The sequence below is a fragment of the Streptomyces sp. R35 genome, assembly GCF_041053035.1.
In the GTDB taxonomy this organism is placed as follows: Bacteria; Actinomycetota; Actinomycetes; order Streptomycetales; family Streptomycetaceae; genus Streptomyces; species Streptomyces lutosisoli.
On sequence record NZ_CP163440.1, the window covers coordinates 7,667,645 to 7,681,800 of the forward strand.

Consider the following 14,156-nt stretch of genomic DNA (forward strand, 5'->3'; position numbering starts at 1 on the left):
CCGAGAGCCCATCAAGTTTCCGACAATGGAGGGGAACCCGCCCATCATGCGAAGGTCAGCGCTGGCCGCTGTTGCGGCCATCGGCTCCGCGAGCCTGCTTCTTGCAGGCTGCAGCAAGGCCGATGACAACTCGAACAAGAACGACAACACCAAATCAGCTGGGGCCAACGCAGCGACCAAGGATGTCGTCAACGCCTCCACGAAGAAGGGCGGGACGGTCACCTACGAACTGTCCGACGTCCCGGACTCCTTCGACCCCGGCAACACGTACTACGCGTACATGTACAACTTCAGCCGGCTGTACGCCCGCCCGCTGATGACGTTCCAGCCCGGCGCCGGCGAGAAGGGCAACACCCTCGTCCCGGACCTCGCCGCGAGCAAGGGCGTCCCGAGCGACGGCGGCAAGACCTGGACGTACAAGCTGCGTTCGGGCCTGAAGTACCAGGACGGTTCGGCGATCACGTCGAAGGACGTCAAGTACGCCGTCGAGCGTTCCAACTTCGCGCGTGACGTGCTCTCCCTCGGCCCGAACTACTTCCAGCAGTTCATGGCCGGCGGCGACAAGTACAAGGGCCCCTACAAGGACAAGAGCGCCAAGGGCCTGTCGTCGATCGAGACCCCCGACGACACCACGGTCGTGTTCCACCTGAAGACGGCCTTCCAGGAGTTCGACTACCTGGTCGCGGCGCCGCAGACGGCTCCGGTGCCCCAGGCGAAGGACACGGGCGTCGACTACGTCAAGAGCATCGTGTCCTCGGGCTCGTACAAGTTCCAGAGCTACTCCGAGGGCAAGCAGGCCGTCCTCGTGCGCAACGAGAACTGGGACGCCTCGACCGACCCGCTGCGCAAGCAGTACCCGGACAAGATCGTCGTCAACCTGAAGGTCAACGCCGAGACGATCGACAAGGACGTCCTGGCGGGCGACGCGATCGACCTCGGTGGTACGGGTGTCCAGGCCGCCACTCAGGCGCAGGTGCTGAGCTCGGCCGACAAGAAGGCCAACACGGACAACACCTACGGTGGCCGTCTCGTCTACATGGCGATCAACACCAAGGTCGCGCCGTTCAACAAGGTCGAGTGCCGCAAGGCCGTGCAGTTCGCGATCGACAAGGTCTCGGTGCAGACCGCCGAGGGCGGCCCGATCCGCGGTGACGTCGCCTCCACCGTTCTGCCGCCGGACATCCCGGGCTACGAGAAGTCGGACGTCTACGCGTCCACCGGCAACAAGGGTGACGCTGCCAAGGCCAAGGAGCAGCTGAAGGCCTGCGGCAAGTCGTCGATCACGACGAACATCTCCGCGCGCAGCGACCGCCCGCAGGAGATCGACGCGGCGACCGCGATCATCAACTCGCTGAAGGCGGCCGGCATCAACGCCAGCCTGAAGCAGTACCCGTCGGGCAAGTACTTCACCGACTACGCGGGCGTCCCGAAGTTCACCGAGAAGAACAACATCGGTCTGATCATGATGCAGTGGGGTGCCGACTGGCCGTCCGGCTACGGCTTCCTGCAGCAGATCCTGAACGGCAGCGCGATCGGCGCCTCGGGTAACACCAACCTGTCGCAGTACGACAACAAGGATGTCAACGCCCTCCTGGAGAAGGCGATCGGCACCGAGGACACCGCCGCGCGCAACAGCCTGTACACCCAGATCGACAAGCAGACCATGGACGACGCCGTCCTCGTCCCGCTGACCTACTTCAAGGTGCTGCTGGCCCGTCCGACGACCTACACCAACCTGGTGTCGACGGCGGCCTTCAGCGGTCAGTACGACTACCTCAACATCGGCACCACGAAGAAGTAGCAGCCCCGGAAGGCAGGTGAAGGCATTGGTGCCCGCGGGCTTCGCGGCCCGCGGGCACCAGCGCCGATCCCCGTGATCTCGTACATCCTCCGTCGGACGGTAGCGGCAGTGATCCTGCTGCTGGTCGTCTCCGCGGTCACCTTCGCCATCTTCTTCCTGCTGCCCCGCATGGCCGGCCAGACCGCCGACCAGCTGGCGCAGCAGTACATCGGTAAGAGCCCGTCGAAGGCCGACATCCTCGCGGTCAAGCACAACCTGGGTCTGGACCAGCCCGTTTACCTCCAGTACTGGCACTTCATCAAGGGGATCGTGGTCGGCGCCACCTACGACCTCGGCCCGACCACGGTGCACTGCGACGCACCGTGCTTCGGGTACTCCTTCAAGACCCACCAGGCGGTCTGGCCGGAGCTCACCGACCGTCTTCCGGTGACCGCTTCGCTGGCCGCCGGTGCCGCCGTACTGTGGCTGGTCTCGGGTGTGGCGGTCGGTGTCGTCTCCGCGCTGAAGCCGCGCTCGTTCTTCGACCGCACCTTCATGGGCGTCGCGCTCGCCGGTGTCTCGCTGCCCATGTTCTTCACGGGCAACCTGGCGATCCTGCTCTTCACCTACCAGTGGCCGATCTTCGGGCGCACCTACGTTCCGTTCACCGAGAACCCCGCGCAATGGGCCAACACGCTCTTCCCCGCGTGGTGTTCTCTCGCACTTCTGTACTCCGCCATCTACGCGCGGCTCACCCGCTCGGGCATGCTGGAGACGATGAACGAGGACTTCATCCGCACGGCCCGCGCCAAGGGCCTGCGCGAGCGCAACGTGGTGGTCCGGCACGGACTGCGCGCTGCCCTCACCCCGATCATCACCGTCTTCGGCATGGACCTCGGTCTGCTGCTCGGCGGTGCCGTGATCACCGAGACCGTGTTCTCGCTGCACGGCGTCGGCGAGTACGCGGTGGCCGGCATCACCGACAACGACCTGCCCAAGATCCTCGGCGTGACTCTGCTGGCCGCCTTCTTCGTCGTGATCGCAAATCTTTTGGTGGACGTGCTGTACGCCGCCGCCGACCCGCGGGTGAGGCTCTCGTGACCGAACTGTCCAAGACTGGCGCCGCGGTCGGCGAGCCCGTTTCCTCGCCCTCGGACGCCCCGAACGCCTTCCTCGAAGTGCGCGACCTCAAGGTGCACTTCCCGACCGACGACGGCCTGGTCAAGTCCGTCGACGGGCTCAGCTTCTCGCTGGAGAAGGGCAAGACCCTCTCCATCGTGGGTGAGTCGGGCTCCGGCAAGTCCGTCACCTCGCTGGCGATCATGGGCCTGCACCGGCTCGGCGCGCGCGGCAAGAACGTCCAGATGTCCGGCGAGATCTGGCTGGACGGCAAGGAACTGGTCAACGCCGACCCGGACGAGGTGCGCAAGCTCCGCGGCCGCGAGATGGCGATGATCTTCCAGGACCCGCTCTCGGCGATGCACCCGTACTACACGATCGGCAACCAGATCGTGGAGGCGTACCGCGTCCACCACAAGGTCGACAAGAAGACCGCGCGCAAGCGGGCCATCGAGATGCTCGACCGGGTCGGCATCCCCGAACCGGCCAAGCGCGCCGACAGCTACCCGCACGAGTTCTCCGGCGGTATGCGCCAGCGCGCGATGATCGCCATGGCGCTCGTCAACAACCCCGAGCTGCTCATCGCGGACGAGCCGACGACCGCCCTCGACGTGACCGTCCAGGCGCAGATCCTCGACCTCATCCGGGATCTGCAGAAGGAGTTCGGCTCCGCCGTCGTCCTCATCACCCACGACCTGGGTGTGGTCGCCGAGATCGCCGACGAGGTCCTGGTGATGTACGGCGGCCGGTGCGTGGAGCGCGGCACCGTCGACGCGATCTTCGAGCAGCCGCAGCACCCGTACACCTGGGGTCTGCTCGGTTCGATGCCGCGTATCGACCGGGAGACCTCCGACCGGCTCATCCCGGTCAAGGGCCAGCCGCCGAGCCTCATCAACGTCCCCTCGGGCTGCGCCTTCCACCCGCGCTGCCCGTACGCGGACCTGCCCAAGGGCGATGTCACCCGTACCGTGCGCCCCGAACTGCAGCTGGTCGGCAGCGGGCACTACACCGCCTGCCACCTCTCGCAGGAGGACCGTACGCGGATCTGGACCGAAGAGATTGCGCCGAAGCTGTGAGTGAGACGAAGAAGACGGACGCCGCCGACGCGGTGATCCCGCAGCAGGCAGCGGCACCCGAGGACCGCGCGGACTCCGCGAAGGGCTCGGACGAGCGCGAGGTCCTGCTCAGGGTCCAGGGGCTGAAGAAGCACTTCCCCATCCGGAAGGGCATCCTTCAGCGCCAGGTCGCCGCCGTGAAGGCGGTCGACGGCATCGACTTCGAGGTCCGCAAGGGCGAGACGCTCGGCGTCGTCGGCGAGTCCGGCTGCGGCAAGTCGACCATGGGCCGGGTCATCACCCGGCTCCAGGACCCGACCGGCGGCACCATCGAGTTCGAGGGCAAGGACATCACCTCGCTGAGCGCGGGAGGGATGCGCCCGCTGCGCCGGGACATCCAGATGATCTTCCAGGACCCGTACGGTTCGCTGAACCCGCGGCACACCATCGGCTCGATCGTCTCGGCGCCGTTCCGGCTCCAGGGCGTGGAGCCCGAGGGCGGCGTGAAGAAGGAGGTCCAGCGGCTCCTGGAGCTGGTGGGCCTGAGCCCCGAGCACTACAACCGCTACCCGCACGAGTTCTCCGGCGGCCAGCGCCAGCGCATCGGCATCGCCCGGGCGCTCGCCCTGAAGCCGAAGCTGGTCGTGGCGGACGAGCCGGTCTCGGCCCTCGACGTGTCGATCCAGGCGCAGGTCGTGAACCTGATGGACGACCTCCAGTCCGAGCTGGGCCTGACGTACGTGATCATCGCGCACGACCTCTCCGTCGTACGCCATGTCTCGGACCGCATCGCGGTGATGTACCTCGGCAAGATCGTCGAACTCGCCGACCGCAACTCGCTGTACGAGGCGCCGATGCACCCGTACACCAAGGCCCTGATGTCGGCCGTGCCGGTGCCGGACCCCAAGCGCCGGGGCGTCAAGAGCGAGCGCATCCTGCTCCGCGGCGACGTGCCCTCGCCGATCTCGCCGCCGAGCGGCTGCCGCTTCCACACGCGCTGCTGGAAGGCCACGCAGATCTGCAAGACCACCGAGCCCCCGCTCATCGAGCTGAAGCCCGGTCAGCAGGTCGCCTGCCACCACCCCGAGAACTTCGAGGACCAGGCTCCGCAGGACACGGTGCTGCTGTCGGCGGCGAAGGAGGCGGTGGAGCTGGTGGCCGCCGTGGACGCCACCGAGGTGTCGGGGGAGGCTCCGGCCGAGGTCTCGCAGACGCCCGCCGAAGAGGAAGCCTCCACCGAGCCGGAAGCCGAGACGGCGGCCGATGCAGAGGTGGAAGCCGAGCCGGAAGCCGAGACGGCGACCGAAGCAGAGGCGGAAGCAGAGGCGGAAGCCGAGCCCGAGACGGCGGCGGACGCCGAAGCCGAGCCCGAGGCGGAAGCCGATCGTCAGGAGTCAACCGGCAAGTAGGCCATGACGACTTGGCAAAGTCATGAACATGCCCGAACGGGAGAGTGCAGAGTCCTGCGTGTCCGTCTGATCGAAATTGATCGGTACACGTACGAAAGGGACGCTCATGGCACTCTCCCGTTCGGCACGTTTAGGGGCCCTCGCGACCGCGGCGGCCTCCTTCCTCGTCATCGCCGCCTCCTCCGCCCCCACCCCGGGCGCCGACGGCGTCGCAGACCCGTACTTCCCGCAGCTCGGCAACGGCGGCTTCGACGCCCGCCACTACGACCTCGACGTGGCGTACAACCCGGACACCGACCGCCTCGACGGCCGTACGACGATCACGGCCCGCGCCACCCAGAACCTCTCCGCCTTCGACCTGGACCTCCAGAAGCTGGACGTCGCGTTGGTCGAAGTGAACGGCAGACGCGCCGAGTTCACGCGGGACGGCGACGAGATCCACATCACCCCGCGCGGCACGCTGTCGAAGGACCGGACCTTCACCGTGACCGTCACCTACGGCGGTGTGCCCGAACCCCTCGGCGGCCCCATCATCTTCGGCTCCGACTACGGGTGGATGAAGACCCCCGACGGCGTCTTCGTCGCCTGCGAGCCCAACGCCGCCTCCACCTGGTTCCCGTCCAGCGACCACCCGTCCGACAAAGCCACGTACGACATCCGGATCAAGGCGCCGAAGGGCCTGACCGGCGTCTCCAACGGCCGCCTGATATCGACGTACGACAAGGACGGCCAGACCGTCACGCACTGGCGCGAGAACAAGCCCATGGCGACCTATCTCGCGACCGCGACCATCGGCACGTTCGACGTGAAGACCGGGACGACGCCCGCCGGGACGCCGATCTACGTCGCCATCGACCCGGTGCTCGCGAACAGCAACAGCGTCGACGTGTACGCCGTCACGGCCGAGGCGACCGACTACTGGTCGCAGGTCTTCGGCCCGTACCCCTTCGAGGAGACCGGCGCGATCGTCGACGACATGCCGCAGGCCGGCTTCTCGCTGGAGGTCCAGTCGAAGCCCGCGTACTCCGCCGTGCGCTCGGAGTCGACCATCGTGCACGAACTGGCCCACCAGTGGTTCGGCGACTCCGTCTCGGTGGACCGCTGGAAGGACATCTGGCTCAACGAGGGCTTCGCGACCTACGCCCAGTGGCTCTGGTCCGAGCACAAGGGGATCCGCTCGGCGCACGACTCCTTCGTCGCCGGCTACAACGCGCGGCCCGCGGACGCCGCCTTCTGGCAGATCACCGTCGCCGACCCGCAGCGCGACACGATGTTCGCCTCGGCGGTCTACCAGCGCGGCGCGATGACGCTCCAGATGCTGCGCGAACGCATCGGCGACACCGCCTTCTTCAAGCTGCTGCCCGCCTGGACGAAGCTGCACAAGTACGGCAACGCCAACACGGCCGAGTTCATCCAGCTCGCCGAGAAGATCTCCGGCCAACAGCTCGACGACCTGTTCCAGACCTGGATCTACACGACCGGCAAGCCGACGCTGTAGCCCACCCGACAGTCCCGACAGCCCACCGTGTAGGTCGTATCACCTGCCGTAGGCCTTGCTTTGTAAGGTTCACGCCCGTCGGCGGGTGAGAATGTACGGGTGCTTCAGGAACTGTTCAGCCCCTCCGTCCAGCATGTGCTCGACCTCGTGGGGATCTTCGTCTTCGCGATCTCCGGCGCGCTGCTGGCCGTCCGCAAGAACTTCGACGTCTTCGGCATCGCCGTACTCGCCGAGGTCACAGCGCTGGGCGGAGGGCTGTTCCGGGACCTGATGATCGGCGCCGTGCCCCCGGCCGCCTTCACCGACCTCGGCTACTTCACCACCCCGCTGCTCGCCGCCCTGCTGGTCTTCTTTCTCCACCCCCACGTGGAGCGGATCCAGGCGGGCGTCAACGTCTTCGACGCGGCCGGGCTCGGCCTCTTCTCTGTCGCGGGCACCACGAAGGCGTACGAGTACGGGCTCGGCCTGCCCCAGTCGGCCGCCCTCGGTCTCGTCACGGCGGTGGGCGGAGGTGTGCTGCGCGACGTCCTCGCCAACGAGGTGCCCTCGCTGCTGCGCTGGGACCGTGACCTGTACGCGGTGCCCGCGATGGTGGGCGCCACGATGGTCGTGCTGTGCATCCGCTACGACGCGCTGTCTCCGTTCACCAGCGGGCTCGCGGTCGTCACCGCATTCGTCCTGAGGCTGCTCGCGATGCGGTACCACTGGCGGGCGCCGCGCGCGTGGAACCGCCGGTCGACGGTCACTGAGGAAGAGACCCCGTAGATCCCGTAGTACGGGTGAATCCCGTAGTACTGGTGGATTCCGTGGATCCGGTGGAACCCGCGGCTCCCTTGGCGGCGCTGCCGCCGATCTGCCGGGTCAGCCAGCGGAACACCTCGGGGATCTGCGGCCGCCACAGCCCCATGTCATGGCCGCCCGCGCTGCGCGGCAGCAGCAGCACGTCCACGGTCGTCGGCGGCCGGGCGATCTGCTGGAGCGCCGCGCCCGCCTGGTAGCCGTCGCCGGACTCGCCGGAGAGGTAGAGGGCGAGGCGGGGCGGGGTGCGGTAGCCGCGCAGCAGCAGATAGGGGTTGTTCTCCCGGCGTAGTGCCGTGCTCCGCGCGGCGAGCGACTTCCGTTCGCCGATCGGGTCGTTGTAGCCGGACAGGCTCACCGCCGCCCGGTAGCGGTCGGGGTGCGCAACGGCGAGCTTCGTCGCGCAGTGCGCCCCCGCCGAGTAGCCGGCGGTCGCCCAGCCGTCCGGAGCGGCCTCGGCGCGGAAGTTGTCCGTCACCATCCTGGGCACGTCGAGGCTGAGCCAGCTGTCGGCGTTCACCGTGCCTGGGACGTTCGCGCAGCCCGTGTCCACCCGGGCCAGCAGCGTGGTGCGCGGCGCGACCAGGATGAACGGCGCGACCTCGCCGTCGCGCATCATCGGCAGCAGTTGCTTGTGCACCTTCAGCGAACCGAACCACGCCTTCGCCGAACCGGGATAGCCCGGCAGCAGCTCCACGACGGGGAACTTCCGGTGGCGGTAGGCGGCTTCGTGGTACTGCGGCGGCAGCCAGACATAGACCTCCGCGTTCACCCCCGACACCCGGCCCTTGACCTGGGTGACGCGCACCCCGCCCGCCTGGTGCATACCGGGACCGTCCGCCTGGGTGAACGTCTGGCGGACCTTCGGCAGCTGTTCGAGCGCGATCCCGCCGGTGCCGTCCTTGCCGAGGTCGGCGGCCCGCTGGACATGGTCGCCCGTGCCGAGCAGGTCCGCCCAGTTGTCGTACAGGCTGTTGGCGTTGTTGACGAGGACGAAGACGAGGGTGATCGCGGTGCCCTGGGCGAACAGCAGCATCAGCAGCCGGGCAGCGCTGCGCACGGGCGCGGGCCCGCGGACTCGGGACCAGAGGGCCAGGGGCAGGACGAGGGCGAGGGCGAACACCGCGATTGCGGTGAAGAGGAACGGCGTCCCGGTGAGGCTCATGTCAGTTCAGAGGCGAGACGAGGGCGATTGGTCACGGGTCATAACGGACACTTACCAGGAAATTGCCGAGTCCTCACCTGGGCTACTGGGAGATGTCATCTGGCCGAAACCGTCAAAGCTACCGCTTAGTAATCTCCTGTTGTACCGTTCACGTATGCCAGAAGCAGCTTCGGTACAGGCCGTACGGCCCACGATCGGCGACAGCGAGTTCGACCGGGACACCGCGGTCACCCTGCGCGAACCCGGTGTCTACGACATCGACCTCTCGGCCGGGTGGACGATCATCAACGCCGTCAACGGCGGCTATCTGCTGGCCGTCCTGGGCCGCGCCCTCGCGGACGCCCTGCCGCACAGTGATCCGTTCACGATCTCCGCGCACTACCTGACCGCGTCCCAGCCGGGCCCCGCGGTCGTCCGCACGGACGTCGTCCGCACCGGCCGGACCCTGTCGACCGGCCAGGCCTCCCTCTTCCAGTACGACGACGAGGGCCGCGAGGTCGAGCGGATCCGCGTCCTCGCCTCGTACGGCGATCTCGACACCCTGCCCGACGACGTCCGTACGACGGCGAAACCGCCCGCGATCCCGCCGATGGACCAGTGCTTCGGCCCGCAGGACGCACCCGCTCCCGTTCCCGGCAGCTCGGCGATCGCCGACCGGCTGTTCCTCAAGCTCGACCCGGCGACGCTGGGCTGGGCGCTCGGCGCGCCGTCCGGGAAGGGCGAGATGCGGTCCTGGTTCGGACTCGCCGACGGCCGCGACGCCGACCCCCTCTCGCTGCTCCTCGCGGTCGACGCGCTGCCGCCGACCGCCTTCGAGATCGGCCTGTCCGGCTGGGTGCCGACCGTCGAGCTGACCGTGCATGTGCGCACCCGTCCGGCGCCCGGCCCGCTGCGGGTGTCGATCACCACCCGCAACCTCGCCGGCGGCTTCCTGGAGGAGGACGCCGAGGTGTGGGACAGCGCGGACCGACTGGTCGCACAGTCCCGGCAGCTCGCACGCGCCCGGCTCGGCTGAGCGGCCGCCGGCCGAGGTAGGCCGCCAGCTGTGCGTAGGTGTCGGCTCCTTCGGGGGCCGGTACCACCGAGCCGAACGGCAGCTCCGGGTCGTCCTCTCGCTCCTCGGCGGGCAGTACGCGGTGGGCGATGGCGAGTGCGAACCCGGCGGGTTCCGGGTCGAGTTCGAGGGGCCGGCCGAGCGCCTCGGACAGGTCCCAGGTGTGGGTGACGGCCTCCATCACGCTGCATCCGATATGCGGCTACCGCCGCGTGGCCGCCAGTGCGTTGCGGCCGGGTGCCTCGCCCCGCGGCACGATCATCGGGGCGTCCAGCCGGGTGTCGTCGTGCGCGGGTCAGGCTCGGCTGAGCGGCAGCCGGCCGAGGTAGGCCGCCAGCTGTGCGTAGGTGTCGGCTCCTTCGGGGGTCGGTACCACCGAGCCGAACGGCAGCTCCGGGTCGTCCTCGCGCTCCCCTTCGGGCAGTACGCGGTGGGCGATGACGAGTGCGAACCCGGCGAGTTCCGGGTCGAGTTCGAGGGGCCGGCCGAGCGCCTCGGACAGGTCCCAGGTGTGGGTGACGGCCTCCATCACGCTGCATCCGATATGCGGCTACCGCCGCGTGGCCGCCAGTGCGTTGCGGCCGGGTGCCTCGCCCCGCGGCACGATCATCGGGGCGTCCAGCCGGGTGTCGTCGTGCGCGGGTCAGGCTCGGCTGAGCGGCAGCCGGCCGAGGTAGGCCGCCAGCTGTCCGTAGGTGTCGGCTCCTTCGGGGGTCGGTACCACCGAGCCGAACGGCAGCTCCGGGTCGTCCTCTCGCTCCTCGGCGGGCAGTACGCGGTGGGCGATGGCGAGTGCGAACCCGGCGAGTTCCGGGTCGAGTTCGAGGGGCCGGCCGAGCGCCTCGGACAGGTCCCAGGTGTGCGTGACGGCCTCCATCACATACCCCGCCAGTGCGTTGCGGCCGGGTGCCTCGCCCCACGGCACCATCACCAGGGCGTCCAGCCGGGCGTCGTCCGCCCAGGCCTTCAGCACCCGGGTCCGGACGTCGTCGTACGCGGCCGGCCAGCCGTCGTCCCCGACGCCCTCCGCGAAGGGGTGCACGGCGAGTCCGTCGCCGCCCTCACCGGTCACGGCGATCCGGAGGGTGCCGCCGACCATGTGCGACAGCAGGGTCCGTACGTCGTACTCGGTGCAGGGAGTGGGGCCGGCGAGTTGCTCCGGCCGGACGGTCTCGACCAGCGCGGCGATCTGCTCGGTGGCGCGGGCGTACAGGGGGCGGGGGTCCATGGCGTTCATGGCTGACCTCTTCCGTGTGTCGGTGTGCCCCTAGGTTCGCCGCATAACCTGACAGTTTCCGTCAACATTTGCGCGGACTTTCGGCGGGCGCGATCCTGGGGTCGTGAAGTCCGACCGCCTGCTCTCGATCCTGCTGCTCCTGCAAACCCGTGGCCGCGTCCCCGCCCACGAACTCGCCGACCGCCTGGAGGTGTCGGTGCGCACCATCTACCGGGACGTCGAGGCCCTGTCCGCCTCCGGTGTCCCGGTCTACGCCGAGCGCGGGCGGCACGGCGGCATCGAGCTGCTCGCCGGATTCCGTACGGACGTCACGGGGCTGACCGCCGACGAGTCCCGCGCGCTGTTCATCCTGGCCGCGCAGGGCGCGCACGCCGCGCTCGGCCTGGACGCGGCCCTCGGCTCGGCCCTGCGCAAGGTGATGGCCGCGCTGCCCGCGCCGCACCGGCCGGCCGCCGAGGTCACCAGCCGCCGCATCCTGGTCGACGCGACACGCTGGAAGGGCGGGCCACAACGGGCCGTCGACCTGGACGTGTTGCAGAACGCCGTCTTCACCGACCGCCGGCTGCGGCTGCGCTACCGGCACGGCGGGGACGCCGAGCCGCGCACGTACACCGTCGACCCGTACGGGCTCGTCTCCAAGGCCGGCGTCTGGTACCTGGTCGCCGACCGGCGTGGCAAGCCACAGCTCTTCCGCGCCGACCGGGTGGGCACGGCCACCCTGCTGCCGGACCCGGTGCGGCGGCGTCCGGGCGTCGAACTCGGCGACGCCTGGGAGGTGTTGCGGCGCCAGGTGGAGGAGCGTCCGGGCGGTCTCGAGGTCACAGTTCGGGTACAGCGCTCCCGCCTCGACATGTTCCTGCGCCTCAATGCCTCCGCCCTCTCGGAGTTGCCCGAGGACGACGGCACGAGCGAGTGGGTCGTCGCCCGGCTGTCGCACGGCTCCATCCGCGAAGCCCGCACCCTGCTGGCCTTCGGGGACACGGTGGAGGTCCTCGCGCCGGCGGAGGTACGGGAGGAGCTGGCGGGGACGGCCGCCGCCATCAGCGCTTTGTACGGGGACGGTTGAGGCCGGGCGGGAGCCGTTGATCCACAGCTAGCCACAGCTTCGGCACAGCGTGGCCCTACGTGGATCTGGTCCTCTGGCCCCCCGCTCATCCGGTCTTCATAAACCGGCTCCGTGACTTGACTGGGAGTTACCCTCATGAACCGTCGTGCACGACTTGTCCCCGTCGTCGCCCTGCTGGCGCTGTCGCCCCTGCTGGCGGCCTGCGGCTCGGACGACTCGTCGTCGTCCTCGAACAGCGGCAACTCCAGCCAGAACTGTCAGCAGCCGTCCGGAATGCCGAGCGGGGGCCCGTCCGGGCGCCCCAGCGGTGCGCCGTCCGGGATGCCGTCGCAGTCCGGCACCCCGTCCAACATGCCCACCGGGAAGGCCCCTTCCGGCAACCCCTCGGGCATGCCGAGCGGCGGTCCCGGCGGTGGCATGGGCGGCGGCCAGGGCGGCTGCGGCGGCGGCCCCGGCGGCGGCCGGCAGAGCGGCCAGCCGCAGCAGCAGGGCTGATCCAGGACGTCGTACGCGGACGGTGGTCGTGCGCGGACGATGGTCGTACGCGGGTGGGCGGCGCGCTCGGTGAACGGGCGCGCCGCCCACGCGTGTCATCCCGGCCGGTTGAGTTACCCCAGCCAGTTGAGTTACCCCAGCCAGTTGTGCCGGCCGATGCTGATCAGCCGCATCTGGCGGCTCGCCACACAGGCCACCCGCTCCCGCTCCTGATCGGACCCCTCCAGCGCTTCCAGGAACGCCGAGGCCGCCATCAGCATGTGGTCGACGTACAGGCCCGCGAGCATCAGCAGATCGTCGTCGCTCCACCCCGCCGACTCGGGGTGTTCCGCCAGCGCGACCTTCACCTCCTCGGCGAACCGGGCCAGTTGCTCCCTGATCGCCGCCCGCACCGGCTGGACACCGCCGTGCCGCTCGCGCGCGATGAAGCGGACGTGCGCCGGGTAAGTCGCGACATGGCGGGCGATCAGGTCGACGGCACGCGCGATGCGTTCGTCGCTGTCCCCGGCCGCGGACACCGTGTCCTCGATCATCGGGTGCAGGCTGCCGAGCGCCTCCTCGACGAGCGCCACGCCGAGGTCCGCCGTCGAGCGGAAGTGCCGGTAGAAGGCGGTCGGGGCGACACCGACGGCACGGGTGACCTCGCGCAGACCCAGGCTGCTCAGGCTCTGCTCCTCCAGGAGTCCCAACGCCGCGTCCAGGAGCGCCTGTCGGGTCTTCTGCTTCTGGGCCTGTCGGATGCCGAGAGTGTGACTCATGCCATGCAGTTAACAACTGTTCTCTGTAATTGGAAAGCCGGGGGACGCGCTAGACTCAAGAGTCAGTGAACAACTGTTACTACAACCGTTCACTGAGTCGTCAAGTCCCCGAAACAATCGGGCCTCACTGTCGAGGTCATGAATCCCGGGGACGGGACTTCGAGACTTCTTCGAGAGGCATCTCATGCTGTTCCTCGTCGCCGCCCTCCTCCTGCTGGGTGTCGTCATGGGCTCCGTGGCCCACGCGCCGCTGCCCGTCACCCTCGTCGCCGCCGCCGTCATCGGCATCTGGCTCGCCGTCTTCGCGATCCGCGAGCGCAACGCCCGCCGGCGCCACACCTCCACCAGCTGACCGTTCGTGCCCCACGTCCACCCACTGACCGTTGGGAGCTGACCCACCTCATGGAACTCACCGCCACCACCCCCACCCCCGTCACCAACACCCCCGTCACCGCCACTGCCACCCCCGCTCGCCGGGCCGCCGTGCGGGACGCCGACGGCATGGCCGTCGCCGCCTTCATCCTCGGCCTCGTCGGCCTGCTCGTCCTCAACGTCTTCCTGGGCCCCATCGCCATCGCCCTCGCCTCCGTCGCCCTCTGGCGCGGCACCGCCCGCCGCGGCCGTGCCTTCCTGGGCCTCGGCCTGGGCATCGCCGACCTGCTGGTGCTGGTCGCGTTCATGCAGTTCGACTCGACGATGTCCTGGAACTTCTAGGACTTTCG

General features: G+C 69.1%; 15 protein-coding genes. 11 read left to right on the plus strand and 4 right to left on the minus strand.

The window, feature by feature from the left end; all coding sequences use genetic code 11:
- Nucleotides 1–46 precede the first annotated feature (46 nt).
- The 6 genes from AB5J50_RS34825 to AB5J50_RS34850 all read left to right on the plus strand — a co-directional run bounded on the left by AB5J50_RS34825 (nucleotide 47) and on the right by AB5J50_RS34850 (nucleotide 7,626).
- Nucleotides 47–1,801, plus strand: a complete 1,755-nt coding sequence (locus AB5J50_RS34825) for an ABC transporter substrate-binding protein (RefSeq protein WP_369262399.1) — start codon at nucleotides 47–49, stop codon at nucleotides 1,799–1,801.
- A 72-nt stretch (nucleotides 1,802–1,873) separates the two neighbouring features.
- A complete protein-coding gene (locus tag AB5J50_RS34830; RefSeq protein WP_327431886.1) occupies nucleotides 1,874–2,881 on the plus strand; it encodes an ABC transporter permease in 1,008 nt (335 codons plus the stop codon).
- Nucleotides 2,878–3,975 carry an ABC transporter ATP-binding protein gene (locus tag AB5J50_RS34835; protein ID WP_327431887.1) on the plus strand — a complete coding sequence of 366 codons (1,098 nt, stop codon included), beginning with the start codon at nucleotides 2,878–2,880 and terminating at the stop codon, nucleotides 3,973–3,975. Before AB5J50_RS34830 ends, AB5J50_RS34835 begins: the two co-directional genes overlap by 4 nt.
- Complete coding sequence (locus AB5J50_RS34840; RefSeq protein WP_369262401.1) at nucleotides 3,972–5,363, plus strand: ABC transporter ATP-binding protein; 1,392 nt, start codon at nucleotides 3,972–3,974, stop codon at nucleotides 5,361–5,363. The genes AB5J50_RS34835 and AB5J50_RS34840 overlap by 4 nt, the downstream gene beginning before the upstream one ends.
- 106 nt (nucleotides 5,364–5,469) lie before the next feature.
- On the plus strand, nucleotides 5,470–6,861 hold the full coding sequence (locus AB5J50_RS34845; RefSeq protein WP_369262403.1) for a M1 family metallopeptidase: 1,392 nt from the start codon (nucleotides 5,470–5,472) through the stop codon (nucleotides 6,859–6,861).
- Between the two features lie 99 nt (nucleotides 6,862–6,960).
- Nucleotides 6,961–7,626, plus strand: coding sequence for a trimeric intracellular cation channel family protein (locus tag AB5J50_RS34850; RefSeq protein WP_369262405.1), 666 nt, complete (start codon nucleotides 6,961–6,963; stop codon nucleotides 7,624–7,626).
- On the opposite strand, the gene AB5J50_RS34855 is transcribed toward AB5J50_RS34850, so the two are convergent.
- On the minus strand, nucleotides 7,604–8,824 hold the full coding sequence (locus tag AB5J50_RS34855; protein ID WP_369262407.1) for an alpha/beta hydrolase: 1,221 nt from the start codon (nucleotides 8,822–8,824) through the stop codon (nucleotides 7,604–7,606). The two genes, AB5J50_RS34850 and AB5J50_RS34855, sit on opposite strands and share 23 nt — an antisense overlap.
- 154 nt (nucleotides 8,825–8,978) lie before the next feature.
- Here AB5J50_RS34855 and AB5J50_RS34860 point away from each other — a divergent pair, with 154 nt between their 5' ends.
- Nucleotides 8,979–9,839: a thioesterase family protein gene (locus AB5J50_RS34860; protein ID WP_369262408.1), complete on the plus strand. Its 861-nt coding sequence runs from the start codon at nucleotides 8,979–8,981 to the stop codon at nucleotides 9,837–9,839.
- Nucleotides 9,840–10,173: 334 nt separating this feature from the next.
- Here AB5J50_RS34860 and AB5J50_RS34865 read toward each other — a convergent pair whose 3' ends face one another.
- Nucleotides 10,174–10,410: a hypothetical protein gene (locus AB5J50_RS34865; protein WP_369262409.1), complete on the minus strand. Its 237-nt coding sequence runs from the start codon at nucleotides 10,408–10,410 to the stop codon at nucleotides 10,174–10,176.
- Nucleotides 10,411–10,521: 111 nt separating this feature from the next.
- Nucleotides 10,522–11,115, minus strand: coding sequence for a TIGR03086 family metal-binding protein (locus AB5J50_RS34870; protein WP_369262411.1), 594 nt, complete (start codon nucleotides 11,113–11,115; stop codon nucleotides 10,522–10,524).
- Between the two features lie 103 nt (nucleotides 11,116–11,218).
- Between AB5J50_RS34870 and AB5J50_RS34875 the strand changes: the two genes are divergently transcribed.
- Together AB5J50_RS34875 and AB5J50_RS34880 are read left to right on the plus strand one after the other, a co-directional pair.
- Nucleotides 11,219–12,181, plus strand: coding sequence for a helix-turn-helix transcriptional regulator (locus tag AB5J50_RS34875; protein ID WP_369262413.1), 963 nt, complete (start codon nucleotides 11,219–11,221; stop codon nucleotides 12,179–12,181).
- A 135-nt stretch (nucleotides 12,182–12,316) separates the two neighbouring features.
- Nucleotides 12,317–12,676: a hypothetical protein gene (locus tag AB5J50_RS34880; RefSeq protein WP_369262415.1), complete on the plus strand. Its 360-nt coding sequence runs from the start codon at nucleotides 12,317–12,319 to the stop codon at nucleotides 12,674–12,676.
- 131 nt (nucleotides 12,677–12,807) lie between these two features.
- Here the strand turns inward: AB5J50_RS34880 and AB5J50_RS34885 are convergent, their stop codons facing one another.
- Nucleotides 12,808–13,434, minus strand: coding sequence for a TetR family transcriptional regulator (locus AB5J50_RS34885; RefSeq protein ID WP_369262417.1), 627 nt, complete (start codon nucleotides 13,432–13,434; stop codon nucleotides 12,808–12,810).
- A 184-nt stretch (nucleotides 13,435–13,618) separates the two neighbouring features.
- Here AB5J50_RS34885 and AB5J50_RS34890 point away from each other — a divergent pair, with 184 nt between their 5' ends.
- Both AB5J50_RS34890 and AB5J50_RS34895 read left to right on the plus strand, forming a co-directional pair.
- Complete coding sequence (locus tag AB5J50_RS34890) at nucleotides 13,619–13,786, plus strand: hypothetical protein (RefSeq protein ID WP_369262419.1); 168 nt, start codon at nucleotides 13,619–13,621, stop codon at nucleotides 13,784–13,786.
- 149 nt (nucleotides 13,787–13,935) lie between these two features.
- Nucleotides 13,936–14,148 (plus strand): DUF4190 domain-containing protein, encoded by a 213-nt coding sequence (locus AB5J50_RS34895; protein WP_369265598.1) that lies wholly within the window; start codon nucleotides 13,936–13,938, stop codon nucleotides 14,146–14,148.
- Nucleotides 14,149–14,156 lie beyond the last annotated feature (8 nt).